Annotated in this window: 21 protein-coding genes; 12 read left to right on the plus strand and 9 right to left on the minus strand. The window is 63.0% G+C overall.

Features of this window, described 5'->3' with window-relative positions; all coding sequences use genetic code 11:
* Nucleotides 1-37: 37 nt before the first annotated feature.
* Both ACW5W7_RS10065 and zntB read right to left on the minus strand, forming a co-directional pair.
* Nucleotides 38-556, minus strand: coding sequence for a mechanosensitive ion channel domain-containing protein (locus tag ACW5W7_RS10065; RefSeq protein ID WP_456501591.1), 519 nt, complete (start codon nucleotides 554-556; stop codon nucleotides 38-40).
* Nucleotides 557-565: 9 nt separating this feature from the next.
* Entirely contained in the window at nucleotides 566-1,558 is a 993-nt protein-coding gene (gene zntB, locus ACW5W7_RS10070; RefSeq protein WP_434664468.1) for a zinc transporter ZntB, read from the minus strand.
* A gap of 105 nt (nucleotides 1,559-1,663) precedes the next feature.
* On the opposite strand from zntB, the gene ACW5W7_RS10075 reads away from it, so the two are divergent.
* Nucleotides 1,664-2,116 carry a YaiI/YqxD family protein gene (locus ACW5W7_RS10075; protein ID WP_456501592.1) on the plus strand — a complete coding sequence of 151 codons (453 nt, stop codon included), beginning with the start codon at nucleotides 1,664-1,666 and terminating at the stop codon, nucleotides 2,114-2,116.
* A 736-nt stretch (nucleotides 2,117-2,852) separates the two neighbouring features.
* Nucleotides 2,853-5,648, plus strand: coding sequence for a beta strand repeat-containing protein (locus tag ACW5W7_RS10080; RefSeq protein WP_456501593.1), 2,796 nt, complete (start codon nucleotides 2,853-2,855; stop codon nucleotides 5,646-5,648).
* 188 nt (nucleotides 5,649-5,836) lie between these two features.
* Here the strand turns inward: ACW5W7_RS10080 and ACW5W7_RS10085 are convergent, their stop codons facing one another.
* Nucleotides 5,837-7,042: a NupC/NupG family nucleoside CNT transporter gene (locus ACW5W7_RS10085; protein ID WP_456501594.1), complete on the minus strand. Its 1,206-nt coding sequence runs from the start codon at nucleotides 7,040-7,042 to the stop codon at nucleotides 5,837-5,839.
* 540 nt (nucleotides 7,043-7,582) lie between these two features.
* Here ACW5W7_RS10085 and dbpA point away from each other — a divergent pair.
* Together dbpA and ACW5W7_RS10095 are read left to right on the plus strand one after the other, a co-directional pair.
* Nucleotides 7,583-8,962, plus strand: coding sequence for an ATP-dependent RNA helicase DbpA (dbpA, locus tag ACW5W7_RS10090; protein WP_456501595.1), 1,380 nt, complete (start codon nucleotides 7,583-7,585; stop codon nucleotides 8,960-8,962).
* A gap of 80 nt (nucleotides 8,963-9,042) precedes the next feature.
* Nucleotides 9,043-9,333 carry a YkgJ family cysteine cluster protein gene (locus tag ACW5W7_RS10095; protein ID WP_349919903.1) on the plus strand — a complete coding sequence of 97 codons (291 nt, stop codon included), beginning with the start codon at nucleotides 9,043-9,045 and terminating at the stop codon, nucleotides 9,331-9,333.
* Nucleotides 9,334-9,349: 16 nt separating this feature from the next.
* Here the strand turns inward: ACW5W7_RS10095 and ACW5W7_RS10100 are convergent, their stop codons facing one another.
* Nucleotides 9,350-9,775, minus strand: coding sequence for a hypothetical protein (locus tag ACW5W7_RS10100; RefSeq protein ID WP_349919904.1), 426 nt, complete (start codon nucleotides 9,773-9,775; stop codon nucleotides 9,350-9,352).
* Nucleotides 9,776-10,049: 274 nt separating this feature from the next.
* Here ACW5W7_RS10100 and ACW5W7_RS10105 point away from each other — a divergent pair, with 274 nt between their 5' ends.
* Entirely contained in the window at nucleotides 10,050-11,456 is a 1,407-nt protein-coding gene (locus ACW5W7_RS10105) for a PepSY-associated TM helix domain-containing protein (RefSeq protein ID WP_456501596.1), read from the plus strand.
* Nucleotides 11,457-11,526: 70 nt separating this feature from the next.
* On the opposite strand, the gene ACW5W7_RS10110 is transcribed toward ACW5W7_RS10105, so the two are convergent.
* From ACW5W7_RS10110 to ACW5W7_RS10130, 5 genes are all read right to left on the minus strand, one after another.
* On the minus strand, nucleotides 11,527-11,742 hold the full coding sequence (locus tag ACW5W7_RS10110) for a DUF6500 family protein (RefSeq protein ID WP_349919907.1): 216 nt from the start codon (nucleotides 11,740-11,742) through the stop codon (nucleotides 11,527-11,529).
* 12 nt (nucleotides 11,743-11,754) lie between these two features.
* A complete protein-coding gene (locus tag ACW5W7_RS10115; RefSeq protein WP_456501597.1) occupies nucleotides 11,755-12,768 on the minus strand; it encodes a CobW family GTP-binding protein in 1,014 nt (337 codons plus the stop codon).
* A 115-nt stretch (nucleotides 12,769-12,883) separates the two neighbouring features.
* Entirely contained in the window at nucleotides 12,884-13,081 is a 198-nt protein-coding gene (locus ACW5W7_RS10120) for a YbdD/YjiX family protein (RefSeq protein ID WP_290019660.1), read from the minus strand.
* A 61-nt stretch (nucleotides 13,082-13,142) separates the two neighbouring features.
* Entirely contained in the window at nucleotides 13,143-15,266 is a 2,124-nt protein-coding gene (gene cstA / locus ACW5W7_RS10125; protein ID WP_456501598.1) for a pyruvate/proton symporter CstA, read from the minus strand.
* Between the two features lie 248 nt (nucleotides 15,267-15,514).
* On the minus strand, nucleotides 15,515-16,420 hold the full coding sequence (locus ACW5W7_RS10130) for a 1,4-dihydroxy-2-naphthoate polyprenyltransferase (protein ID WP_349919911.1): 906 nt from the start codon (nucleotides 16,418-16,420) through the stop codon (nucleotides 15,515-15,517).
* A 214-nt stretch (nucleotides 16,421-16,634) separates the two neighbouring features.
* Here ACW5W7_RS10130 and ACW5W7_RS10135 point away from each other — a divergent pair, with 214 nt between their 5' ends.
* The 7 genes from ACW5W7_RS10135 to ACW5W7_RS10165 all read left to right on the plus strand — a co-directional run bounded on the left by ACW5W7_RS10135 (nucleotide 16,635) and on the right by ACW5W7_RS10165 (nucleotide 26,799).
* A complete protein-coding gene (locus ACW5W7_RS10135) occupies nucleotides 16,635-17,969 on the plus strand; it encodes an isochorismate synthase (protein WP_456501599.1) in 1,335 nt (444 codons plus the stop codon).
* A gap of 33 nt (nucleotides 17,970-18,002) precedes the next feature.
* Nucleotides 18,003-19,739 (plus strand): 2-succinyl-5-enolpyruvyl-6-hydroxy-3-cyclohexene-1-carboxylic-acid synthase, encoded by a 1,737-nt coding sequence (gene menD / locus ACW5W7_RS10140; RefSeq protein WP_456501600.1) that lies wholly within the window; start codon nucleotides 18,003-18,005, stop codon nucleotides 19,737-19,739.
* Nucleotides 19,740-19,801: 62 nt separating this feature from the next.
* Nucleotides 19,802-20,557, plus strand: a complete 756-nt coding sequence (gene menH, locus ACW5W7_RS10145; protein WP_456501601.1) for a 2-succinyl-6-hydroxy-2,4-cyclohexadiene-1-carboxylate synthase — start codon at nucleotides 19,802-19,804, stop codon at nucleotides 20,555-20,557.
* Between the two features lie 71 nt (nucleotides 20,558-20,628).
* The gene (gene menB, locus ACW5W7_RS10150; RefSeq protein ID WP_434664480.1) at nucleotides 20,629-21,489 is read left to right on the plus strand and encodes a 1,4-dihydroxy-2-naphthoyl-CoA synthase; all 861 of its coding nucleotides are present in this window, start codon (nucleotides 20,629-20,631) and stop codon (nucleotides 21,487-21,489) included.
* Nucleotides 21,489-22,418 carry an o-succinylbenzoate synthase gene (gene menC, locus ACW5W7_RS10155; RefSeq protein WP_456501602.1) on the plus strand — a complete coding sequence of 310 codons (930 nt, stop codon included), beginning with the start codon at nucleotides 21,489-21,491 and terminating at the stop codon, nucleotides 22,416-22,418. Before menB ends, menC begins: the two co-directional genes overlap by 1 nt.
* Nucleotides 22,411-23,832, plus strand: coding sequence for an AMP-binding protein (locus tag ACW5W7_RS10160; RefSeq protein ID WP_456501603.1), 1,422 nt, complete (start codon nucleotides 22,411-22,413; stop codon nucleotides 23,830-23,832). Before menC ends, ACW5W7_RS10160 begins: the two co-directional genes overlap by 8 nt.
* Nucleotides 23,833-24,054: 222 nt before the next feature.
* Nucleotides 24,055-26,799: a collagenase gene (locus tag ACW5W7_RS10165; RefSeq protein WP_456501604.1), complete on the plus strand. Its 2,745-nt coding sequence runs from the start codon at nucleotides 24,055-24,057 to the stop codon at nucleotides 26,797-26,799.
* Nucleotides 26,800-26,842 lie beyond the last annotated feature (43 nt).

A 26,842-nucleotide genomic window follows, 5' to 3' on the forward strand; every position in this document is an offset into this window, starting at 1 on the left:
AGCCTGTCCATGAAAAAGGCTCCCGAGGGAGCTTTTTTCATTCTGGTTGCAGGGGCACGGCTTCCCTCTCCTCCAGCTTCCTGACCGGTTTTTGCAGGATCAGGTTCGCCGGATAGGTGACCATGTCGCCGTTGTCGTCCCGCACTCGCACGTAGAAGAGACCGATCTCTGTGATGACCCCTGTCACGGAGTCATCCTTGTCGAGGATGCGGATCCGATCGCCAATCTTGTAGGGAAAGGCGAAGAAGATGGTGATGCTGGCGGTGATGTTGGAGAGGATCGACCACTGCGCCACCATGGCGACGCCGAGCACCGCGAAGAAGGAGGAGGCCAGAACCACCAGGCGAGAGAAGTCGAGTCCCCAGACCCCGGCCAGGATCAGCAGGGTCGCGCACCCCAGCAAGAAGTGGAACACATGCTCCACGTAAAGCACCCGGTTTTCACTCACCTGCTTGGATTTGGCCAAGGCCAGCAGGCTCTTGTGGATCAGCCCGCGAATGAGGGTGTGACCCAGCAGCAACAGCAGGGTCACGCCAAAAGATTCCCACGTCGTCATCTGCGCTCCTTACCACCAGCGTCTGTGTTTGAGCCAGACGCCCAGCCCGACTGCCAGCGCCAGCAGGGAGCCGCTGAAGATCCAGAAGGCGGCTGGGCTCTCGGCCCCCGGCATTCCCCCCAGGTTGATGCCGAACAGACCGGTCAGGAAGCTGGCCGGCAGGAACAGCAGCGCCATGACCGACATCTGGTAGGCGCGGCGGTTGGTCGCCTCTGCCATCAGGTTGTTGATCTCGTCCGCCAGCACGGCGGTACGGGCCACTCCAGCATCCAGATCGTCCAGCCAGCGCCGCAGGCGATCGGCGATATCGAGCAGGCGGCGCCTGTCATCTTCATCCAGCCAGCTGATCTTCTCGTTGGCAAGACGGGCCACCAGATCCCGCTGGGGGGAGAGATAGCGGCGGATCATGATGAGTTGCTTGCGGATCCTGGCCAGACGGCCGTTGGGGGGGAGATCCCGCAGCAGAACCTGCTCTTCCAGCTCCAGGATCTGATCGTGCAACTCTTCGACAAACTCCCCCGCCCGGTCGGTCAGGGCATCGCAAATCTCCACCAGCCAGTCAGCTGGCGAGTCGGCCCCGCCCCCCAGTTTCAGCTGTTCGAACACATCCCGTTCAGACAGCAGGGGGCGACGGCGGCTGCTCAGAATGAGATCGGGGGTGATGTAGATCCGCAGCGCCACCATCTCCTCGGGGCGGTGATCCTTGTTGTGGTTGATACCACGCAGGATCAGGAGCACCGTCTCCCCCATCCGGACCAATTTGGGGCGATTGCTTTGGCCGAGCAGAGATTCACGGACCACCTCATTGATGAGCGGCGTCTGCAGCAGCCAGCGAGCCGCTTCCGGATTGCCGTAATCCAGGTGCAACCAGCTGGGTTCGGCGGCGGGGATCTCGCTCCCCACCGCCAGAGGCTGCATGCCCCCCTTGCCATCCAACGTCAGGCCGTAAATCACATCACTGGGCACCCGATCCATCCACTCATCCTTTTCGCGTCGATTCATCGGGTCAGCTTACACGAAAGCGCGGCCTGGCTCAGCACCGGGCAGCCCCTCTCGGCCAACCATGCTAATATGTGCCCCCTCGTGTGAACCATTGGAAACCATGCCATGCCCATCTGGGTCGATGCCGATGCCTGCCCTCTCCCGGTCAAGGAGATCCTCTACCGTGCCGCTCACCGCACTCAGGTCGTTACCACACTGGTGGCCAATCAGGGGCTGCGCGTGCCTCCCTCTCCTTTCATCAAGACGCAGCAGGTGGAGAAAGGTTTCGATGTGGCGGATCACGTGATAGCGCAGCAGGTTAAACCCGGTGACCTAGTCATCACCGGCGACATTCCGTTGGCGTCCTGGGTGATCGACGCTGGTGGCGAAGCACTCAATCCTCGCGGCGAGATCTATACCCGCGAAACCATACAGGCCAGACTCGGTATGCGTAACTTCATGGAGGAGCTGCGATCGGCTGGCATCCAGACCGGTGGGCCCGCGCCCTTCAATGCCGCCGACAAACAGCGCTTCGCCAACGCCCTGGATAGATGGTTGCTCAAGGGCAAACTGACTTGACCCAGCACAGCGCTCCTCTTGCCACCATGGGCTTGGCTTGCCGGCCCATGGACTCAAGTCATCCCTTTCCATCCAGTTTCGTCCAGCCTGCTGTCTCACCTAAGTCTTGTCCTCATGCCATGGTTCACACCAAGGCCATCGATACCTGATTGCCGCCCTTCTCCACCGGCAGAACGGTTCATCAATATAACCAAAGAACGGCGATTTGTTACAAAGCAATACTTTTAATTATATCAATAGCCATTGAAATACCCCTTCCCCTGACCTAGACATATTAACAAACCACAAATAATAAATTTATCCATAGCGGTCATCTAGGATTCACACCCTTAGCATTCACACCCACATAGAAAAGAGGGCTTGTCTCATAAAAAGCATCTATCACTAGAATTTAATACAGATAAATCAGCACATTGATAAAACATGTCATTCAACAAAAACAGAGATAAATATCTCTGCAGGATTCGCTGTCCCCTCATCAGGGTGAATCTCCTCTTACCTTAAGCACAGAGATTAAAGGGGAATATCCATGAGCAAGCCAATGACAGTATTTCTTTCGCTGTTTCTTACCTTCTTCTTATTCAGCTGCGGCGGAGGAGGCGGAGGGGGAGGCACCAAACCAACGAATCCATCCGCCAAAACTATCACCAAAATAGATATATCTGGCGATACCGCAGGCAATCAGGCCCGGGCAGAAGCCAACCCCAGCACCCCCCTTGGCCTGAGTACCCAATATTTGGCCATCGCCACCTATAGCGACAACAGCACCGCCAACATTACTGACGTCGCCAGCTGGAGCAGCGCCGATACCAGCATCGCGACCATAGATGCCATGGGATTGGCCAAGACACTCAAGGTCAGTGAGACGGTGATCACAGCCAGCTATCAGGGAGTCACCAGCAATAGCTCGGAGCTCACCATCACGGATGCCATCCCCACCCAGGTTTCCATCATTCCCCCGACCACCAAGCTCGCCAAGGGGTTGTCACTGCAGTTGCAAGCCATTGCTACCCTCTCGGACGATACCACCAAGGATGTGTCGACCCAGGCCAGCTGGCAGAGTGACAACCCATCCGTGCTGAGCGTCGATAGCCAGGGGAAAATCACCGCAAACGATACTGGTGATGCGACTGTGACGGCCACCATATTGGGCGTCACTGGCCAAACCAGTGTCTCTGCCGTCAATCTGGCCGTCAGCCAGATCCAGATCATTCCGGCCTCCGTGCAACTGGCCATCGGCACCACCACCAAACTGACGGCCATTGCCACCTTTGCCGACAACAGCACCCAGGATGTCTCCTCCCAAATCGCCTGGCTGAGCAGCAACAACGCCGTTGCCACAGTCGATAGCACAGGCCTGGTGACCGGTGTCGCTGCGGGTTCAGTGACGCTGTCCGCCACCCTGCTCGGCGTCACCGCGACTACCAGCATTCAGGTCAACAACGCCAGCCCTACCGCCCTACAAGTCATTCCTGCCGTCTCGACCATTGCCCTCGGTACCAAGAGTCAGCTGCAGGCCATCGCCACCTTCAGCGACGGCTCGACTCAGGACGTATCGGCTCAGGCACTGTGGAGCAGCGACAACCCCGTCATCGCCAGCGTAGACAGTCAGGGACAGATCTCGGGTAACGGCATAGGCCAGGCCAGCATCACCGCCACCCTAGGTTCCGTCAGCCGCAGTGTCAGTCTGACCATAACCAATGCCATCGCCACCTCGTTGCAGATCATTCCGCCCACCGCCTCCCTGCCTGCAGGCACCAAGTTGCAATTCCAGGCCATCGCCAGCTTCAGCGACAACTCATCGCAGGATGTTAGCGACCAGGTCAGCTGGATTAGCTCGGATAACAGTGTGGCGGTCATAGACCAGTACGGTGAGGCAACTGCGGTCAGTACAGGAGGAACAAACATCTCGGCCCTCTTCCAAGGCGTCAGCAGCAATACTGTATTGCTGGTGGTCACCAATGCCACCATCAGCAACGTCCAGGTCGTCCTCGATAGCGGCAGTGGCACTCTGGCCAAGGGCAGCTCGGTCCAGTTCAAGGCCCAGGCGGTGCTGAGCGATGGCAGTACGCTGGATGTCTCCAACCAGGCTGCCTGGGTCAGCAGCGATCAGACCAAGGTCACCATCGATACCCAGGGTCTGGCGACCGGGGTCGCGGTGGGTACCAGTACCATCACTGCCAGCGTCAATGGCGTGACCAGTGCCGGGACAATCTTGACGGTCACCAACGCCACCATCGGCCAGATCCAGCTCACCCCTCCCACTCTCACCCTGGCCAAGGGTACCAAAGGCAAGTTGACGGCTATCGCCACCTATAGCGATGGCACGACTCAGGACATCTCTAACCTGGTGGCCTGGAACAGCTCGGATATCGGTGTCGCCACCGTCAACCTGTCCGGTGAAGTCACCGCGGTCACCATTGGCAATGCCACCCTCACCGGTCGCGTGGGTAGCGTCACCAGCAATCCAGTCAGCCTGAGCGTCTCCAGTGCCAGCGTGAACCAGATCGACTTGTCGGCGACGGCATCGACCCTGGCGGCCGGCACCAAGACCCAGTTGACTGCCGTTGCCAACTACTCCGATGGCAGCAGCCAGAACATCTCGAGTCTGATCTCCTGGAGCAGCAGTGACAGCAACGTCGCCACCGTCGATACCAATGGAGAGGTGACGGCAGTATCCCCCGGGACTGCCACCATCACCGGCAGTTTTGGCGGGCAGACCAGCACCCTGATCATCACGGTCACGGCGGCAACGGTCAGTACCATCCAGATCAGCACCCCCTTGGCCTCCCTGGCACTGGGTACCAATGGTCAACTGAGGGCGCTGGCAACCTACTCCGACAATACGGTGGTGGATGTCACCAGCCAGGCCAGCTGGAGCAGCAGCTCTCCCGCCTTGGTGAGCGTGGATGCGAGCGGCCAGATCAAGGCTCTGGCCGTGGGTTCTGCCAACATCAGCGGCACTCTGGGCGGCATCACATCCACCATCAACATCGCGGCAACGGCTGCAACTGTGAGTTCGCTCAGCATAGAAACCATCCCCAATCTGGCGAGTGGAAACGAGGTACAGCTCAAGGCGACAGCAACCTTCAGTGACCTGACCACCCAGAATGTCAGCGCCCTTGCCCATTGGCAAAGTGACGATATTGGCGTGGTGACCGTCACCGGCACCGGGGTTGCACATGGGGTGGCGGCAGGCAATGCCAATATCAGTGCCAGCTTCCTGACCGGCTCAGACAGCAAGCCGATCACCATCACGGCAGCGACTCTCGGCAGCCTGACGGCCAGTTGCACCACCCAGGTCCAGCTCGGGCTGCTCGGCCTCCCGATTGCCAACATAGTGACCCGCAAGGCCGTCGCCAGCTTCTCTGATGGCAGCACGCTTGATGTCAGCAACAGCGTCACCTGGAGCAAGAATGGTGTCGTGCTCGGGGTAACCCTCAACAATATCGACATACTGCTGTTGACCCAGCAGGTGACTTACCAGGCCACCCTCAATGGCGTGACCAGTAATACCGTCACCTGTCCTTAAATAACCGGCATCGCCTCATCGTCCCTGCGATGGGGTCCTTGCCCCAGACAAAGAGGCCGCCACATTGGCGGCCTCTTCATTTTTCTGGTCACCCCCATACAGCACGAGACCGTATATCGATGCTTCCTATCACAAAAGAACAACCCCCTGCCTGGGCAGGGGGCTGTTGGCAAGACAAGAGCGACTTGTCAGATCATCACACCGGCGATCACGGCGGAGAGCAGGCTCACCAGAGTGGAGCCGTACACCAGCTTCAGACCGAAGCGGGAGACCATGTTGCCTTTCTCTTCGTTCAGCGCTTTCACTGCACCGGCGATGATGCCGATGGAGCTGAAGTTGGCGAACGACACCATGAAGATGGAGAGGATACCAACGGTGCGCGGGGAGAGCTCGGCGGCGATCTTGCCCAGATCCATCATGGCCACGAACTCGTTGGTCACCAGCTTGGTTGCCATGATGGAGCCAGCCTGCAGAGCCTCACCGCTTGGGATACCCAGGATCCAGGCGATGGGGTAGAAGATGTAGCCCATCACGTGCTGGAAGTTGACACCGAAGGCCACCTCAAACAGGTAGTTCACCAGGGCGATCAGGGCGATGAAGCCGACCAGCATGGCCGCCACGATCACGGCCACCGAGAAACCGGCCATGATGTATTCCCCCAGCATCTCGAAGAAGTTCTGACGTTTCGGGTTATGGTGCTCGTCACCCTCTACCAGGCTCTTGGCGTCGGTGACCGTGTTGTCAGGCTCATAAGGGTTGATGAGGGAGAGCACCACGAAGGTGCTGAACATGTTGAGCACCAGCGCCGCGACCACGTAGCGCGGTTCAATCAGCTGCATGTAGGCGCCGACGATGGACATGGACACGGTCGACATGGCGGTCGCCGCCAGGGTATACATCTGCTTCTCGTTGAGGTGCGGCAGTATGTTTTTGAGGGCGATGAAGTTCTCGGACTGGCCGACGATCATGGAACTGATGGCATTGAAGGACTCCAGCTTGCCCATGCCGTTGATCTTGGCCAGCACGGTACCGATACCGCGGATCACCAGCGGCAACAGGCGGATGTACTGTAAAATGCCGATCAAGACGGAGATGAAGATGATGGGCATCAGCACCATCAGGAAGAAGGAGAACGCCCCCTCATTCATCAGACCACCGAAGACGAAATCGGTCCCCTGTTTGGCAAATTCCATCAGCTTGGTGAAGCCTGCGGCAAAACCACCCACCACCGCCAGACCCACTTCGGAGTTCAACATGAACCAGGCCAGTGCCAGTTCAACCACCAACAGCTGGCCGATATAACGCAGCTTGATCTGCTTCCAGTTGCGGCGGTTTGCCAGCAACGCCAGAGCGAGGACCATCACCAGTCCGAGCACAAAGTGAACGTATTCCATACCTGTAGCACCTGAGTGAGTTTTAATTTTTGACCGGCGCCATCATAGGGAATTGCCTATTTAAAAATCGGAGGGGCATCACAATTTGCAGTAGAAATATGTACCCAGAATAATACAAACGTTTTTAAATTAATTAATCTGCAAGAATACGTTTCAATTAACCAAGATAGTCCGCATCAACCAATATAAACAACGACTTGCAATACTAAAACCCGGTATCGATATACACCAATAAATCAAAGACAGGTTAATTAATGGCTTGGAAATGCCTGCTTAAAGCATATTGTTCTGCTTTATTTAATCACTTTCGATTGAAAAACGTTTATATTCTTTGAGCATAATTAGTCATCCCTCTATGTCCGTCAGCCTGCCGTCGACATAGTCAGGATTCATCCAGACATCACACGGCTCGTTGACCCAGGAGCAGCCGGGCTGCGCTCAAAAATCCGCCACAATCCATCACAGCGAGCATGACTTCTGGTACAATGCGCCCCCTTAAGCGCACCGCGCTCCCGGTTTTCTTTGAAATAGAGTCTTTTTGTGAACAACAGCGAATTTAGCAGCCTCAACCTCTCCCCCGCCCTGCTGGAGAACCTCGCCAGCCTGGGCTACCAGCAGATGACCCCGATCCAGGCCCAAAGCCTGCCCCTGGTGCTGGAAGGCAAAGACCTCATCGCCAAGGCCAAGACCGGCAGCGGCAAGACCGCCGCCTTCGGCCTCGGCCTGCTCTCCCGTCTCAACGTCAACCGTGTCGACGTGCAGGCCCTGGTGCTCTGTCCGACCCGCGAGCTGGCAGATCAGGTGGCCACCGAGATCCGTCGCCTCGCCCGCGCCATGCCCAACGTCAAGCTGGTGACCCTGTGCGGCGGCACCCCGACCGCCCCCCAGTCCGCGACCCTGAGCTTCGGTGCCCACATCGCCGTCGGCACCCCGGGACGCATCCTCAAGCACCTGGAGCAAGGCACCCTTGAGCTCTCCAGTCTGGAGACCCTGGTGCTGGATGAGGCGGATCGCATGCTGGACATGGGCTTTGGCGAAGACATCAACCGGGTCATCAGCCATGCCCCTGCCCGTCGCCAGACTCTGCTGTTCTCCGCCACCTATCCGGAGGGGATCGCCCAGATGAGCCGCGGCGTACAGCACAACCCGGTGGAGGTGAGCGTGGAGTCCCTGCACGAAGGCAGCGCCATCGAACAGAAGCTGTATGAAGTGCCCGCCGGTCAACGCCTCGACGCCCTGACCTGGCTGCTGAGCCACTATCAACCGAGCTCTTGCGTGGTGTTCTGCAACACCAAGCGCGCCTGCAACGACGTGGCCGAACACCTGGCCGCCAAGGGCTTCTCGGCACTGGCGCTGAACGGCGATCTGGAACAGCGGGAGCGGGATCAGGTGCTGGTGCGCTTCGCCAATGGCAGCGCGACCATCCTGGTCGCCACCGACGTGGCCGCCCGTGGCCTCGACATCAAGGAGCTGGGCGCCGTCATCAACTATGAGCTGACCTATGACCCCGAGGTGCATGTGCACCGAATCGGTCGTACCGGCCGTGCCGGCCAGCAGGGTCTGGCCCTGAGTCTCTATCAGCCCAATGAGGCCCAGCGTGTCAACTTCATCGAAGAGTACCAAGAGGCGCCCATTCCCCAGGGGGATCTGAGCGAGATCGGGCGCGAGCTCAAACCCGTCACGCCACAGATGGTGACCCTCTCCATCGATGCGGGCCGCAAGAGCAAGGTGCGCGCCGGCGACATCCTGGGCGCATTGACCGGGGAAGGCGGCATTGCCGGCAGCGAGGTCGGCAAGATCCAGATCTCCGGGCAATACTCCTACGTGGCGGTCAAACGCCAGGTAGCGAGTGCCGCCCTCAAGCGGCTGCAGGAAGGCAAGATCAAGGGTCGCAGTTACCGTGCCCGCAAGCTGGGTTAAGACTCCCGCCATGAGCCAGACGCAGGCGCCGATGTGGCGCCTGTTTCATTTTTCCATGCCATGACCACAAGGGTGATGAGATGACCCAACAGACACTACCCGAAGTGAGTTGCCAGAACTGTGAGGCCTGCTGTTGTCGCCTCGAGGTGATGCTGTTCACCGATACCGGTGTACCGGATCGCTATGTGGAGGAACGGGAAGGAGAGGTGCCCGTGATGCACCGGCTGGAGGATGGCTGGTGTGCGGCGCTGGATCGCAACACCATGATGTGTCGTATCTATGAGGTGCGCCCCCTCATCTGCCGGGAATTCGAAATGGGCGAGCCGGACTGCATCGACGAGCGGGACAAGTGGTTCATCCATCTGAACTGATTGCCAGCTGGCGCCTCTATGACACCGGTTCTTCAACGCGGAGCCTGCCGTCCAGTGCGGCCAGCTGTTCCCTGACCCAGTTCATGGCCTCCTCTTCACTCTCGCAAAAATGCACGCCCTGAAATGGCAGACCGGCAAAGACCCGCTCCGCCAGATACTGTTTGAAGCCCCCTGCCATCACCACCGCCAGAAAGGCGCAGCCGTTGGCCGCGCACCAGCCAAACTGGCTGCGAAAACGGGCAAGGACGTCGGGACCGGCAGCCTCGAACTCGGTCGCTATCTCGACGATCCCCCAGGGAGCCTGACTCAGGCTGGCGATCCGCCGACTGAACTCGGCCTCGTAGGCCATGGCCCCCGCCAGGTTGAACGCGCCAATCGGACGACAGAGCAGCACCCGTTCCCGCTGCTGCAACTCGAATTGACCGTGCGGTTGCAAATACACAACAACTTCCTCCTGGATTTTCCGCTACCCTGCTCACCCCATCAATATGCCACAAATAACTGACACAGTAATCAGTTGCCACCCATTTCATCACTACAATTATTTTTGTAATCAATAAATTAGGTTCTATTCGCCAACACGGGCGCTGCGAACAAAGGCCAGGCCCCGAGCGCTCGGCGCTGTTTTATTGCAGTTAACAAAACGTTGCTGCTATCATCCGCGCCAGCAAACCTTCCACCAGCTGAAACCTTCACCCCGACCGCAAGGATCTGAGATGAAAAACCACGACGCGACTCATTACCAGCGGATCTGGCGCTGGCACTTCTATGCCGGCCTCTTCGTCGCGCCCTTCCTGATCCTGCTCTCCCTCACGGGTATGGTGTATTTGTTCAAGCCTCAGCTGGACAATCTCATGTATCCCGATCTGATGAAGGTTGCACCGGCCACCCAGACCCTGAGCGCGGATCAACTGCTGGCCAAGGCGGTGATCGCCATGCCGGATGCCAGCCTGCGCAAATACTTTCCCCCCACGGCGCCGGATGCCAGCGCCCAGATAGTGGTCCATCGCCAGGGCAGCGAGCTGACCCTGTTCATGGATCCCGCCAGTGGCGCCCTGCTCGGCACCATGGACAACAAGTGGAATCTGCAGGCGGTGGCGCGGGCCCTCCACGCCGAGCTGATGATAGGCACCACGGGCGATCGGTTGATCGAGCTGGCCGCCGGCTGGGGCATAGTGCTGCTCATCAGCGGTCTCTATCTGTGGTGGCCCCGCAAGGGACCCGGCGTCGGCGGCATCCTCTGGCCCAGAATGCACCAGCGGGGACGACTCTGGTGGCGGGATCTGCACGCCGTGGTCGGCTTCTGGGGAGCGGGCTTCCTGCTGCTGCTGCTGCTGAGCGGCATGACCTGGACGGGGTTCTGGGGGGATCAGTTTGCCAACCTCTGGAATCGCTTCCCGGCCGCCATGTGGAACGAGGTGCCCAAATCCGCCCCGCTTGCTCGCAGCCTCAACCATGCCCATGAGCAGACGGTGCCCTGGGCCATGGAGAGCACCCCCATGCCGAGCTCCCAGCCCGCCAGCGAGGGTCATGATCACAGTGCCATGGGGCACGGCGGTCACGAGGGCATGGTGATGGCCAGCCACCGCATCCCGCTGCAACAGGTGGTCGACATCGCCAGCGAGCGCAAGGTCGTCCCGGGTTACAGCATCACGCCCCCCTCGGGGGAGACTGGCGTCTACACCATCGCCATCTTCGCCGACGATCCACGCAACGACGCCACCCTGCACATCGATCAATACAGCGGCAAGGTGCTGGCGGACGTGCGCTGGCAGGATTACGGCCCGGTCGCCAAGGTGGTGGAGACCGGCGTCATGCTGCACATGGGCAAGATGTATGGTTGGCCCCATCAGCTCGCCATGTTCCTCATCTGCCTGATGGTCCTCGCCAGCTCGGTAAGCGGGCTCTGGATCTGGTGGAGCCGCCGTCCCCAGGGCCGCCTCGCCGCACCGCCCCTGCCCGCCAAGCTTCCCCCCATGCGGGGCGCCATCGCCGTGCTGGTACTGCTCGGGTTGGCCTTCCCTCTGGTCGGGGCTTCCATGGTGGTCATCTGGCTGCTGGACACCCTGATCTTCTCCCGTCGTCCGGCGGGTGCGACCCAGGCTGGCGGCTCCCGCGGCTAGCATCATCATCAGCCAGGCTAATAAAGAAAGGGCTCCCATCAGGAGCCCTTATCGTTTTTATCCCGCCCGGTTACTCCGCTTCAACCAGGCGGATGATCTTGCTGGCCTTCTCGAAATGGTCCAGTCGATGAGTCTGGATCCACCAGGTCGCCGCCTCCATCAGTAGCGCCGGATCCTCATTCTTGTTGGCAAAGAAGGCGTAGAAGGAGACGCCGACTCCCTCCCCTTTCTGGGCGATCTTCTGCTGGCAGACCCGGAGCATCTTCTCTCTCAGCGACGCGCGCATCGATCTGTCTCCTCAGTGCCCTGCCTCGGCAAAACCGGCTCGCAGTGCCTCGGTCGGCAGGTAACGGCCGATGATCACCAGCCGCGAGCGTGGCGCTTCTTCTCCCCAGGGAGAGCCATAGTCGAACCCCACCACCCTGTGCACCCCCTGCACGATGAGACGGCGCGGTTCACCAGCGATGGCCAGCACCCCCTTGTAGCGCAGCATGTCGTTGCCGTGCTGCTCGACACAGGCCTCCATGAAGGCACCTGCCCGCTTCAAATCCAGCTCGCCCCCCTCGAACAGATGGGCCGCGATGGCATCGTGCCAGGAGCGGGGTCGGGCCGAGAGAGGCGAGAAGGCCTCGAAGCCCTGGCCTCCCCCCCGCACGATACGCAAACCCGAGCTCAGACCGAGATCATCGCTCAGGGTAAAGGCGTCCAGATCCAGCCAGAGCGCAGCCGGGCACTCCCCCTGCACGATGTCGAGGATCTCGGCCCTGGGATTGATCCCGTGGATGCGGGCGATGGCGGCTGCCCGCGCCACCTCATCCACCCTGTCCGTCTTGGTGAGCAGGATGCGGTCGGCAAAGCCGAGCTGGGCCGCCGCCACCGGATGCTCGTCCAGCTGGCGGCCGATGTGTTCACAGTCCGCCAGGGTCACCACGGCATCGAGGCGCAGGGCGTCCCGCAGCCCCTCCTCCACGAAGAAGGTCTGGATGATGGGGGCGGGATCGGCAAGCCCCGTGGTCTCGACGATCAGCCGCTCGAAGTGAAGCTCTCCCGCTGCCCGCCGGGCCAGCAGATCGCTCAGAGCGGCGCTGAATTCACCCCGCACGCTGCAACAGACGCAGCCGTTGCTGAGCTCCACCACGCTGACCCCGGCCCCCCCCTCCAGCAAGGCGCCGTCGATATTGGCGGCGCCGAACTCGTTCTCGAGGATGGCCACCGAGGCATCGGCGTGGTGGCGCAGATAGTGGTTGAGCAGGGTGGTCTTGCCGGCGCCGAGAAAACCGGTCAGCAAAGTGACGGCTACAACTTGCGTCATGATGGAAGTCCTGTGGGGAAGGGATGGGTGGCCGCTCCCAGCCACGCCGAGAAAACCGTCCAATCAAGGGTGACTGCAATAGCCTGGGTCATGAAAGGATCCTACAGCAAAAGGATTAGCAGCAGCGCCCGCCATTCTTGCCGCCATAGCGGGCATCCTGGCGTTCGCGGAAGAACTCGTCGTGGCTCATGGGGGTCTGATCCGGGTGGGTCAGTCGCATGTGCTGCACATAGTTGTCGTAATCGGGCACCCCCACCATGAGTCTGGCGGTCTGCCCCAGGTATTTGCCCGCCTTGGCCAGGGTATCGAACATGGTTGCTCCTTGAACCGCTTGCCCACAAACCGGCACCGGGATGCCGGTTTGTGGAGTCACCTTACTTGAGGCTGGGGGCCAGATCGCCGTCATCATCCGACTTGGAGGATGCCCCCTTGCCCGCCGGCATCGGCTGATACGGGGTCTCGTTGGCGGTCGGCTGCGGATCGTGCAGCGCCTTCATGGCCGTCTTCAGGGAGAAGAAGGCGAGGATCACCACCACCGCCATGAAGAACAGGGTCAGCCCCGCGTCCAGCCGGTTGTTGAACACCAGCTGGGCCAGCTGGGATTCGGTGTACTGGGCCGGAATGGTGCCGCTGTCGATCATGGCCTGGAACTTGTTGGCGATGGCCAGGAAGCCGAGCTTGGGATTGTCGCTGAAGGTCTTCTCCCAGCCCGCCGACAGGGTGCAGATGAGCAGCCAGCTGGTGGGCAGCAGGGCGACCCAGGCGTAGGCCTGGCGCTTCATCTTCACCAGCACCACGGCGCAGAGCATCAATGCCATCCCCGCCAGCATCTGGTTGGCGATGCCAAACAGCGGCCACAGGGTGTTGATGCCACCGAGGGGATCCACCACACCCTGATGAAGGAAGTAACCCCAGGCCAGTACGCACAGGGCGGTGGCCAGCAGGTTGGCCGGCAGGGAGTCGGTGCGTTTGAGGGACGGGGAGATGACCCCCATCAGATCCTGCAGCATGAAGCGCGCGGCCCGGGTGCCCGCATCCACTGCGGTGAGGATGAACAGCGCCTCGAACAGGATGGCGAAGTGATACCAGAAGGCGACGTTCATCAAGCCGCCGAGGGCGCCGTGCAGTATGTAGGCCATGCCCACCGCCAGGGTCGGGGCGCCGCCCGCCCGGGCGATGATGCTCTGCTCCCCCACTTCGCTGGCGATGCGGGTCAGGGTCTCCGGGGTGATCTGGAAGCCCCAGCCGCTCACCACGGCGGCGGCGGAAGCCACCACGTCGGCGGTGCCCGCCGGTGCCAGCACCGCCATCGGGCTGTTCATGGCGAAGTAGACACCCGGATCGATGACGCAGGCGGAGACCAGGGCCATGATGGCGACAAAGGACTCCATCAGCATGCCGCCGTAGCCGATGAAGCAGGCCTGGTTCTCGTTGGCCAGCATCTTCGGTGTCGTACCGGAGGAGATGAGGGCGTGGAAGCCGGAGACGGCGCCACAGGCGATGGTGATGAACAGGAAGGGGAAGAGATCCCCGGCCCAGACCGGGCCAGTGCCGTCCACGAACTGGGTCAGCGCCGGCATCTGCAGGGTCGGCTGGGTCACCAGAATGCCGATGGCCAGACCCACGATGGTGCCGATCTTGAGGAAGGTGGAGAGGTAGTCCCGCGGTGCCAGCAGCAGCCAGACCGGCAGCACGGAGGCGACGAAGCCGTAACCCACCAGCATCCAGGTCAGTTGCACCCCGTCGAAATCGAAGTAGGGGGCCCAGGTCTCGCTCTCGGCCACCCAGCCACCGGAGACGATGGCGAAGATGAGGCACACCAGGCCGATGATGGAGACTTCACCGATGCGCCCCGGCCTCAGGTAGCGGGTGTAGATCCCCATGAAGACGGCGAGCGGTATGGTGAAGGCCACCGTATAGGTGCCCCAGGGGCTGTGAGCCAGCGCCTTGACCACTATCATCGCCAGCACCGCCAGGATGATCACCATGATCATGAAGGTGGCAATCAGGGCGATGACCCCGGCCGTCGGCCCCATCTCCGACTTGATCAGCTCGCCGAGGGAGCGGCCATCCCGACGGGTGGAGACGAACAGCACCATGAAGTCCTGCACCGCCCCCGCCAGCACCACCCCGGCCAGCAGCCAGAGCATGCCGGGTAGATAACCCATCTGGGCCGCCAGCACGGGGCCCACCAGGGGGCCGGCGCCGGCGATGGCGGCAAAGTGGTGGCCAAACAGCACCTTCTTGTCGGTCGGCACATAGTCCAGACCGTCGTTGTGACGCACCGCCGGGGTCATGCGGGTGCTGTCCACCGCCAGCACCCGCTTGGCAATAAACAGACCGTAATAGCGATAGGCGATGAGATAGACACACACCGCCGCCACCACTATCCAGAGTGCGTTGATCTGTTCACCCCGGTTGAGGGCGATATAGCCAAGGGAGCAGGCGCCGGCCAGTGCCAGCAACCCCCATCCCAGGTGTTTTCCCAACTTGTCCATTTTGTGCTCCTTCCATGGATTTTTTACACAAGCAGTCAGATACGGTTACATCTCTATAGCAATCCGAGGAGTGCCACAATCGGGGCTCGTCACAACTAGGCCTGCCATCGGCACAATTTCTCAATATTGACGACCGGATCACGGGCGGCCGAAGGCGACCACCCGGATATGGCTGAATGAATTGAGAAAAGCGGCGGCAGCGGCCACAAAAAAGGCCCCTCGCGGGGCCTCATACCTGTCATCTCCCCTCAGGAGAGGGCGAGACCGGTGGAGAGCAGCAGGCTGTAGAGGAAGGCGCTGATGGCGGTCTTCTTGAGGGCGCCGGTCAACACCTCCCCATCGAAGCTCAGTCGCAGGGTGCGGGCGGCATCGGTGAGGGGCTTCAGGGCGGGCAGGAAGATCCAGGGCCAGAGACCGGCGTTCTGCGTCAGCAGGAAGGCGACGGTGGCCAGCACTGCCGCCCCGAGCAGGGCCCAGTGGTAGGCGATGGCGCGGTTGCGGCCGAGGCGCACCGCCAGGGTGATCTTGCCGCTGGCGGCATCGGTTTCGATGTCCCGCACGTTGTTGATGTTGAGCACGGCGGTCGCCAGCAGGCCGCAGGCGGTGGCCGGCAGCAGCAGATCCCACTGCAGGGTATGGGTGAACAGGTAGTAGGAGCCGAGCACTCCCAGCAGACCGAAGAACAGGAACACCGAGATGTCACCGAAACCGCGATAGCCGTAGGGGGTCTTGCCCACCGTGTAGGTGATGGCGGCAACGATGGCCGCCCCTCCCAGCAGGATGAACAGCAATATCTGCTGCCAGGCCTCGCCGAAGGCACAGGCCAGCAGGGCGAGACCGCTGACGATGGCCGCCAGCGCCGTCATCCCCATGGCCACGCACATCTGCTTGCGGGTGATGAGACCGGACACCACGGCACGCTGGGGGCCGATCCGTTCGCCGTTGTCGGCGCCGGATACCGCATCACCATAGTCGTTGGCCAGGTTGGAGAGGATCTGCAGCAGGATGGCGGTCAACAGGGAGAGCCCCATGATGGTGCCGTCGAAGGCACCCCGGCTGGCGGCCAGTCCCGACCCCAGCAAGATGGAGGAACAGGCAAGCGGCAGTGTTCGCAAACGCGCCGCCAACAGCCAAACAGAGAAGGTATTTGTCATATTGTGATGGCCAAACAATCAGATATTGATCGTGTTAAGGGTTATCGAACCGGATTTCGGTATACTTGGCCCCGTGGGAACGCTTTGAGCTCCCTCGGGCAATTTACATGGAAGAATGGGCAGATAATATATAGGAAATCATCGCCCTTTGGCATCAACCTGCGCCATCCTCCCCCCGGAGCGATCGCCATTATCCGGCTCAGACAAGACATCCATGTTGGCTCAGACCCATATCAAGCAACAACTGGACGCCCTGCGTCACAGCAATGTCAGCGGCTTCGTGCGGTTGCGCGTGGCGGCACCGGTGCAATCCTTCCTGGGCTGGCTGGCGGCGCAGACCCTCTATCCCCGCATCTACTGGCAGGCCCGCAGCCCCCAGAGCCCGGAGTATGTGGCCCTCGGCTGCATCCACGAGCTGACCCGCCCCCAGGACATCCGCCGGGTCTGCGACAGCATCGACGGCGACAGCGATGACAGCCCCCGCTACTATGGCGGTCTGGCGTTTGATCCCGCTCAGCCCGGCTGGCCCGGGTTCGGCCCCTGCCGCTTCGTGTTGCCACGCATCGAGCTGGTGCGCCGGGGGGAAAGTGTCAGCCTCTGCCTGAACCTCTGGTTGCCGACACGGGATGAGGTCGACGCATTCGATGCCGAACTGCGGGCCGCCGGATCGGCCCTCGATGCCCTGCTGCCGGAATCCCCCCTGCCCGCGCTGCACAAGCGGGACTGGCAGCGGCAGGATTGCCCCTCACCGGCCCTGTGGCAACAGCTGGTCGAGGCCGTCACCAGCCCGGCGGCCCAGGCCCACACCCCCAAGGTGGTGCTCTCCCGTGAGAGCAGTCTGGCGCAGATTGACACTAGCCAGTCCCCCCTCTCTCCCTGGTCCCTGCTGGCCCAGTGGGCAGGCCATGCCCAGGAGTGCTTCCACTTCGGCTTCCAGTTTACCCCGGCCCAGGCATTCATTTCTTGCTCCCCCGAGCGTCTCTATCGCCGCGAGGGGCGCCACCTCCTGACCGAGGCGCTGGCGGGCACCATTCGCCGCTCCGGGGATGCGGCCACCGATGAACGGTTGGCGGCGGAGCTGCTGGCCGACAGCAAGAACCGGCTGGAAAATAGACTGGTTCATGCGGATATCCTGAACCGCCTGGCCCCCCTCACCAGCCACACCAGCCTGACCGAGCCACGGATCCTCAAGCTGCGACTCTTGCAGCACCTCAAGTGCGACATCGAGGCCGACCTCCACCCCGAGGTCTGTGACTGGCAACTGCTGGAGGCCCTGCACCCCACCCCGGCGGTGGGCGGCGCACCGCGCGAATCGGCGCTGGCCTTTCTGCGCGAATACGAGCCCTATGACAGGGGCTGGTATGCCGGCGCCTGTGGCATGCTGAGCCGGGAGACCTCCGAGTTCGCCGTCGCCATCCGCAGTGCCCTGGTACAGGGGCAGACCCTCCGCCTGTACGCCGGGGCCGGCATAGTGGCGGGATCCGAACCCGTCGCCGAGTGGGCCGAACTCGACAACAAGATAGCCAACGTGCTCTCCCTGCTGGGATAGCGTTTTCCATCGTTTCCTCACTGCGAGAGCCTCATGTCCGCGCGCCCAGCCTTTGCCACTCAACACGCCACCTTCAACCACGTCTGGTCTTCCCTCCTGCTGGAGGAGCTCCATCGTCTCGGCGTGCGGGACATTGCCCTGGCCTCCGGCTCCCGCTCCGCGCCGCTGACCATGGCCGCCGCCGCCCATGAGGGTTTTCGTCGCCACCTGCATTTCGACGAGCGGGGTCTGGGCTTCATGGCCCTCGGGCTCGCCAAGGGGACGGGGCGACCGGTGGCGGTGATCATGACCTCGGGCACCGCGGTGGCCAACCTCTGGCCCGCGGTGGCCGAGGCCCAGCTGACCGGCGTGCCCCTCATCATTCTCTCCGCCGACCGGCCTCCCGAGCTCATCGACAACGGCGCCAACCAGGCCATCAATCAGCAGGGGATCTTCGGCCACTATCCCGTCTATCAGCTCAACCTGCCGAGCCCCACCCAGACCATTCCCGCCGCCTTCGTGCTGAGCTCGGTGGATCAGGCCCTGGCCCAACAGGCGCGCACCCCGGGGCCGGTGCATCTCAACTGCATGTACCCCGAACCCCTCTACCCGGGTGAGCACTATCAGGAGTTTGGCGACTACTTGGCGCCGTTGGGGGACTGGCTGCACTCCGGTGAACCCTGGAGTCCCTGGCTGATGGGGGAGCAGGCTTGCCCTCCCCAGGCCGACTGGGCAGCGCTGACGGGCAAGCGCGGCGTCATCGTCGCCGGCCGCATCCAGGATCCGGCGCAGGGCGAGGCGGTGGCCGAACTGGCAGAACGCCTCGGCTGGCCATTGCTGGCGGATCTGCAGAGCCAGATCCGCTTTGACCGCCGCAACCACATCCACATGGATCTCGCCCTGCAAAGTGGCGACTTCGCGGGTGAACTGGCCCGCGCCGAGGTGCTGCTGCAATTTGGCGCCCGCCTCGTCTCCAAGCGCCTCGGCCAGTTCATCAGGCAGCACTCCTGGCAGGATTACTGGCTGGTGGACCCGCAGCCGGCGCGCCTCGATCCCGATTACCGGCTGCGCCGCCGCCTGCTGTGCGAACCCGCCGCCTTCGTCGCCACTCACCCGCTCCCTGCGGCGCAGGCGCAACGACCCTGGCACCGGCTGGCAGAACACCAGCAAGGGGCCAGCCAGCTGATCCGCGCCGCCTGCGATCGCTTCTCCGAGCTCGGGGTCTGCCACCGTCTGAATCAACTGATCCGGGGCCAGTTGTTCGTCGGCAACAGCATGCCCGCCCGGCTGATGGACATGCTGGGCGAAACCGGCAAGGGCCCCAGCCGGGTGATGACCAATCGCGGCGCCTCCGGCATCGACGGCCTCATCGCCACGGCCTACGGCTTCGCGCAATCGGTCGAGCAGGGCAGCGATGAGCCCACCACCCTGCTGCTCGGGGACTTGAGCGCCCTGCACGATCTCAACAGCCTGGCCCTGCTTCGCAAGGGGAGCCAACCCCTGGTGGTGATCCTGCTCAACAACGACGGTGGCAGCATCTTCCGCCTGCTGCCGGTGCCGACCCAGGATCAACTGCTGGAGACCTATTACTGCCTGCCCCACGGCCTGCATTTCGAGCACGCCGCCGCCATGTTCGGCCTCGCCTATCGGGCCCCCACCTCGCTGGCCGAATTCGAGCAGGTCTACGCCAGCGCCCTGGAAAAAGGCGTAACGCTGATTGAAATCAAGGTACCGAGCAACGAAGTGGCCGAGGATCTGAAGGCATTGGGAAATGCGATTCGTGGCCACTGACATCAAGGTTCCAGAACATCAGGAAGTGGCCGAGGATCTGAAAGCACTGGGGAACGCCATCCGTGGCCTCTAATCCGGACAGTCGTGGGCTGCCGCTGGTACTGCTGCACGGCCTGCTCGGCGATGGCCGCGACTGGCAGGACGTGATCGACGCCCTGCCCGGGATCGATTGCCACGCACTGGATCTGCCGGGCCATGGCCGCAACCAGCATTTGCGGGTGGACGGTTTTGACGAGGCCAACGCCTGGCTCAGCGGCGAACTCGAAACCCGCGGCATCCGCCACTACCGGCTGGCGGGTTATTCCCTCGGTGGGCGGCTGGCGCTCTATCACGCCAGCCAATTCCCCACCGGGCTGCAGGCCCTGCTGCTGGAAAACTGCCATCCGGGCCTGCCGGAGGCCGAGCGGGCCGCCCGCCTCCGCCACGATGAGGGATGGGCCAGTCGCTTCGAGCACGAGCCCCTGGCCGAGGTGCTGGCAGACTGGTATCGCCAGCCGGTGTTCGCGGATCTCGACGAGGATGGACGGGCGCGACAGCTGGCCAGGCGCCTTGGCAATGATGGCCGGGCGGTAGCCGCCATGTTGCGGGCCACGTCGCTGGGCAAGCAGCCGGATCTCGCCCCCTGGCTGGCATCCACGGGCTTGCCCTTGACCTGGATCTCCGGCAACCGGGATCAAAAATTCCACCGCCTGGCTTGCCAGCTGGTGGAGCAGGGTTGCAATATCAATCACTTGGCGCTGGATGGCGGCCACAATCTGCACGCCGACCAACCCGAACGCTTCGCCGCCTGCCTGCGTGACTGGCTAGGCAGCACCTGAGCCGACGACCTGTCCGGCCCCGATCCATTCCGGCCTGCCCCTGCGGGCCGACCAACCACAAGAGAGTGCACATGATTGAAGCAATGACGGAAGCGGAACTCTACGCTCCTATCGAATGGCAGGATTGCTCTGCCGGTTACGAGGACATCCTCTATCACAAGTCCCAGGATGGCATTGCCAAGATCACCATCAACCGTCCCCAGGTGCGCAACGCCTTCCGCCCCCGCACCGTCAAGGAGATGCTGCAGGCCCTGGCCGATGCACGCTACGACGATCAGGTCGGCACCATCATCCTCACCGGCTTCGGCGAGAAGGCATTCTGCGCCGGTGGCGACCAGAAGATCCGTGGCGACTACGGTGGATACCGGGATGACGAAGGCACCCACCACCTCAACGTGCTGGACTTCCAGCGCGACATCCGCACCTGCCCCAAGCCCGTGGTGGCCATGGTGGCGGGCTATGCGGTCGGTGGCGGCCACGTGCTGCACATGATGTGTGACCTGACCATAGCCGCGGACAACGCCCAGTTCGGCCAGACCGGCCCGAAAGTCGGCTCCTTCGACGGCGGCTGGGGCGCCTCCTACATGGCCCGCATCGTCGGCCAGAAGAAGGCCCGCGAGATCTGGTTCCTGTGCCGCATGTACGATGCCCAGCAAGCCCTCGACATGGGTCTGGTCAACACCGTGGTGCCTTTGCCTGAGCTCGAGCGCGAAACCGTGCGCTGGTGCCGCGAGATGCTGCAGAACAGCCCCATGGCCCTTCGCTGCCTGAAGGCGGCCCTGAACGCCGACTGCGACGGCCAGGCCGGCTTGCAGGAGCTGGCGGGCAATGCCACCATGCTGTTCTACATGACTGAAGAGGGTCAGGAAGGGCGCAACGCGTTCAACGAGAAACGCCGTCCCGACTTCTCCAAATACAAGCGGAACCCCTGATGACACTCGCCCTCTATCGCTACCATCTGCCTTTTATCCAGCCTCTGACCTTTCACGGCAAGGTGGAGGCGGCGCGCGAGGGCTTGCTGGTGCGCATCGACGACGGCTGGGGGGAAATCGCCCCCCTGCCCGGTTTCTCCAAAGAGACCCTGGCCGAGGCCCAGACCGAGGCCATCGCCTGTCTGACACAGCTGGCGAGGGGTGAAGCCATCGCCCCCCGCCTGCCCTCGGTGCAATTTGGCCTGGACTGTGCCCGGCGTCAGTGGCCTGAACAGATCGCCACCTTGCCCGACCCCTACCCCCTCATTCAGGGCTCTCCCCAGGAGCTGCTCAAGAACTGGAAGCTGTGGCTGCACGAGACCCCTCTCAAGGCCAAGCTGAAGGTGGCCCGCTACCCCATGCGGGATGAACTCGCGCTGATCCGCCTGCTGCTGGACAGACGCCCCAATCTCAAGCTGGTGCTGGATGCGAACCAGGGCTGGACCCGCGAGGAGGCCTGGGCCTTCTGCGGCCACCTGGATGCGAACCGGATCGAATACCTGGAAGATCCCTGCGCCCGCTTCGACGACATCGCCTTCGTGGCCGCCCGCACCAACATGCCGGTGGCGCTGGACGAACTGCTGAGCCAGGGAGAAGCCTGGCAGCCCATCCCCCAGCTCAAGGCGCTGGTGCTCAAACCCATGCTGCTGGGCAGCCTCGCCAACAGCGAGGCCCTGGTAGCCCGAGCCCGGGAGCTGAGACTCAAGGTTATCGTCTCCTCCTGCTTCGAATCCGGCGTCGGCCTCGGCCAGCTCGCCCGCCTCGCCGGGGAGTGGGCACCGGATCAGGCGCCGGGTCTGGATACCCGTCGCTGGCTGACCGGGAATCTGCTGGACAAGCAGGGCAACCCCGATCTGGCGCAGCTCAAGCCCCTGTTTCACCGTGACTGAGGCCCAGTCCCCCGCCGGGCAGGTCACCGAGCCCTGCCCGGTTCGCCACTGGGCCCGGCTGGCTCCGGAGCGGATCGCCATCCACGCCGCCACGTCGCAGGCACGGCCGCTTTGCTACCGACAGCTGGATTTGAGGCTCAACGCCCTCTGCGAGCAGTTGGCATCTGCTGGTTTACGGGCCAGCGACAGGTTGGCTGCCGTGGTACGTGGTGCCGAGGCAGATGTTCTGTTGGCCTGGGCCTGCATTCGCAGCCAAATCGTCTTCTGCCCCCTCAACCCCGCCTTCCCCCTCAGCCGACAGGCCGAGCTGGCGAGCCAGCTCGCAGTCGCCGCCTTCTGGTCGGCGAGCGAGATCCCAAATGGCCCCTGGCAAGGGCTGACACTGGATTTCGAGGCTGAGCTGGAGGCAGGGGACAAGCCGCTGCTGCTGATTCCCGGGCGGCAGAGCAACATGATCCTCACCTCGGGATCGAGCGGCATGCCCAAGGCGGTGGTGCACCGTCTCGCCAACCACCTCGCCTCGGCGAGGGGCTCAAGCACCCTCATTCCCCTGGATGAGGCGTGCGGCTGGCTGTTGTCATTGCCGCTGTTTCACGTCGGCGGCTACGCCATCCTGTTCCGGGTCTTCCTGGCGGGGGCTGCGCTGGTGCTGGACGATCGCAGCCAGCCCCTCAAGGATCGGTTGGAGCGCCAGCCCATCACCCACCTCTCCCTGGTACCGACCCAGCTCTGGCGCCTGCTGGCCCAGGGCTTCGATCCCGCCCGCACCCGGTTGCGGGAGCTGCTACTCGGCGGCGCCGCCATCCCGGAGCCCCTGGTGAACCGGCTCGCATCCCTGGGGCTGACCCCCAAGGTGAGCTACGGGTTGTCGGAGATGGGTAGCCAGGTCTGCACCGGCCGGCCCGCCGGCGCCGGGGTGGTGGGCCACCCCCTGCCCGGGCGGGAGGTCTGCATCCGGCAGGGAGAGATCTGCGTGCGCGGTGCCACCCTGTTTGCCGGCTACTTCCAGGCGGGCGGGCGGGCGCTGCCGCTGGACGCCGAGGGGTGGTTCCACACCAGGGACAAGGGCCATTTCACCCCGGACGGTGCACTGGTGGTGGAGGGGCGACTCGACAATCTCTTCATCTCGGGCGGCGAGAACATCCAGCCAGAGGCCATCGAGCAGCGGCTGGTGGATCACCCCGCCGTGGCCCAGGCCCTGGTCGTCCCCATCCCGGACGAGCAGTGGGGCCAGCGCCCCGCCGCCTTTATCGACTGGCACCAGGAAGCCATCGACGTCGCCGAGATGAGCGCCTGGATCAGAGCGTCACTGCCCGGCTTCATGGTGCCGGATCGCTGGCTGCCCTGGCCGGATCTCGGCGGCAACCTCAAACCCTCCCGCACCCGGCTCGCCGCCCTGGCCGCCTCGAGCTGACCCGCCAGGGGCGGACCTTCGCCCCTGTTCCCTCCATGCCCCGCTGCCTACCCCCATATAGGGCTAAGCCCTTGCTATCGATATGGCTCCTAATGGGGCTGACTTTGCCATCTTGCATGTGAAAGGCATGATTGCCCCGGCCCAGCTGGCCAATTGATATTCCTTTGGCACCCACTACCCTCCCTAGTCCCCCACGCCCATCCATCCACCAAAGGGATCAACATGAACTACCTGGGTACCCGGCTGCTGTTGTTGGCAGCCCCAAGCCTGCTCGCCACCTCGGCGCTGGCCAACTACAGCACCGACTGGCGGCACTACCAACTGGACGGCGAGACCAGCCGCCAGCTGGGGGATCGCCTCACCGAAGTCACCTACGAGCTGAGCGCCCGCGACAGCGGCGCCCCCTATCAGCGGCTGCGGGTTTACCGCCGCTTCGACTGGCAGACAGCCGACCTCGCCCCCCTGGCCGAGCGGCAGTGTGGCGAACCCAGGGTCAGGGTCGAGCAGGGCAGGCAGATCCGCTACCTCAGTTGCGAGCAGGTGGTGCCGGTGGGCAAGGCGATCCCTGCCAGCAGCTATGACTTCGGCTATGGCCTGAAACAGGGCCGCTGGGAGCCCCTGGCGGGGACACCGACCGCCCCGCGCCAAGATAGCCTGCCGCTGGCGGAGCGGATCGTCCTCGGTCACAGCGAACAGGAGCTGGATCGCTGTGAACTCGGCGACGATGGCCGCTGTACCGAACAGACATGGCAGTATCACCCCCGGGAGTGGCAACAGCTGAGCGTGCTGGAGGAGACCCCCAACGAGCGGGATGGCCGGCTCGAGCAGATCTTCTTCCGCCTGCAACCCGTGGCTGGCAGCCAGGCCGCCAGCCAGGTGCGTGAACTGCACATCTGGCGCCAATACAGCTGGTTGCTGGAGGAGGCCAAGGCCCAGCAGGAGTGCGACGAACCCCAAACCCGCACAGAAGGCACCAGGACCATCAGCTACCGGGTTTGCCGCCAGACTCTGCCCGCCGGCAGCGAGGTGCAGGTGATGCTCAAAGATACCGGCTATCAATACCCGGTCGGGGGGAGCGAGTGGCAAGCCTTGCCAGAGACGGCCGAATGGCAGGAGAGCCGGACTCTCAATCGTCCCATCATACTGGCCAGCAAGGAGGAACAGCTCGACTGCCGCCGTGCCGATGGCCGTGCCTGCTCCGAACCCGAACTGCCGGGCACGGATCTGCTGGACGCCGACGCGGCCAGGATAGTGCAGGATGCCAGCGGCCAGCCCGCCCCCGTCTGGCAGGAGAACTATGGCCACGACGACGCCAAGCTGCTGGCGGTCTCCCGCGGTATCCAGAGCCTGCTGGCGGCCAACCAGCCGGCCCACCCGGCCATGAAGTTGCTGCTGGAGTACGTGCGCGCCCACAACTATCACAACTACGGCAAGCACAGGGAGGATGGCCCCGCCGCCGCCGAAGCCCTGGCCGAGGCGCTGACCGCCCTCGGGGCCCATCCCCTGCTCTATCCCGAGCAGGCGAGCGATGAGGTGGGGGGCGTCATCAGTGCCTGGAGCATCGCCCTGCACGGCCAGTTTAGGAGCCCGGCGGTGCAGAGCCGGTTCGGCACTCTGCTCGGCCAGTTCAACCAGATGCTGGCCTACAGCACCCGCCACGCCAGCGAGATCAACGGCCGCCATCCCTGGGCGACCGTCCTGTTCGATCTGCTCAACTTCATCGACTTCGCCAGCGACTACGCAACCCCCTTCGCCGCCGACTTCCGCCAGCAGGATGCTGAGCTGCGCAAGCAGCTGCGTGCCATCGGCATGAGCGAGCTGGCCCTGTGGCAAGGGCGGGACGGCCCGGATCTCTTCCTGCTCAACAACGTGCTGGATGCCTACACCCGCCTCTACCGGGTGGTGCGCTACACCCGTCCGGACGAGGCCGAGACCTATCGCAAGGGGCTGGATGAGGCCGTCATCGCCCAGATCCGCCACCACGGCCTGATCCCTGGGGGCTCCCAGAGCCCGGACCTGCTGGAAGAGATGTCGCTGACCCTCTCCACCTACTACCTGACCTACACGGATCGCACCAGCGAGGCCTGCATCAGCGGTGACTTCGCCGGGCTCTGCACCCCGGTGCGGGTTGAAGACGTGCTGCCATTCGAGCACACCTGCTCCCCCACCCTGCGCCTGCGGGCCCAGGATCTGACCATGAACCAGGCCGAGGGGATCTGCCGCGAGCTGGGGGCCGAGGAGCAGCAGTTCCACCAGCAGATGGAGACCGGCGGCCAGCCGGTGGCGGATGACCTCAACGAGGCCCTGGAGCTGGTGATCTTCGACTCTTCCGCCGACTGGAAACGCTACGGCAGCGCCCTGTTTGGCGGCGTCTCCACCGACAACGGCGGCATCTACCTCGAGGGGGATCCGGCGCGCCCGGGCAACCAGGCCCGTTTCTTCGCCTACGAGGCGGAGTGGAAACGCCCCGCCTTCCAGGTGTGGAACCTGCGCCACGAGTACGTCCACTATCTGGATGGCCGCTTCAACCAGTACGGCAGCTTCGGCCACTACCCCCTCAACCGCACCACCTGGTGGTCGGAAGGGCTGGCGGAGTTCATCGCCCACGGCCAGTGCTTCGCCCGCGGGCTGGACAACGTCAGCGCCCGTCCGGCGGGCGAGCGCCCCAGCCTCGCCGAGATCCTGCACCTCGATTACGACAAGGGGGGTGAGATGGTCTACTCCTGGTCCTACACGGTGCACCGCTTCCTGAACGAGACCGGACGCGGCAGCAGCTGGCTGGCCATGGCCCAGGCCCTGCGCGGCCCGGATCAGGCCCAGGCCATGGGTGCCTTCGAAGGCGAGCTGGACTCGCTCATCGCCAGCGACAGCGAGGCCTACCAGTCATGGCTGGCCGACGAGCTGCTGCCCTGGTGGGCGGCCAACAAGGAGTCCGAAGCCTGCCAGGGCAACGATTCAGCCCACTGAGTTCCCTCCTTGCCATCACAGGGGCGGCCATGTCGCCCCTGAA

The organism is Aeromonas intestinalis (assembly GCF_054052485.1).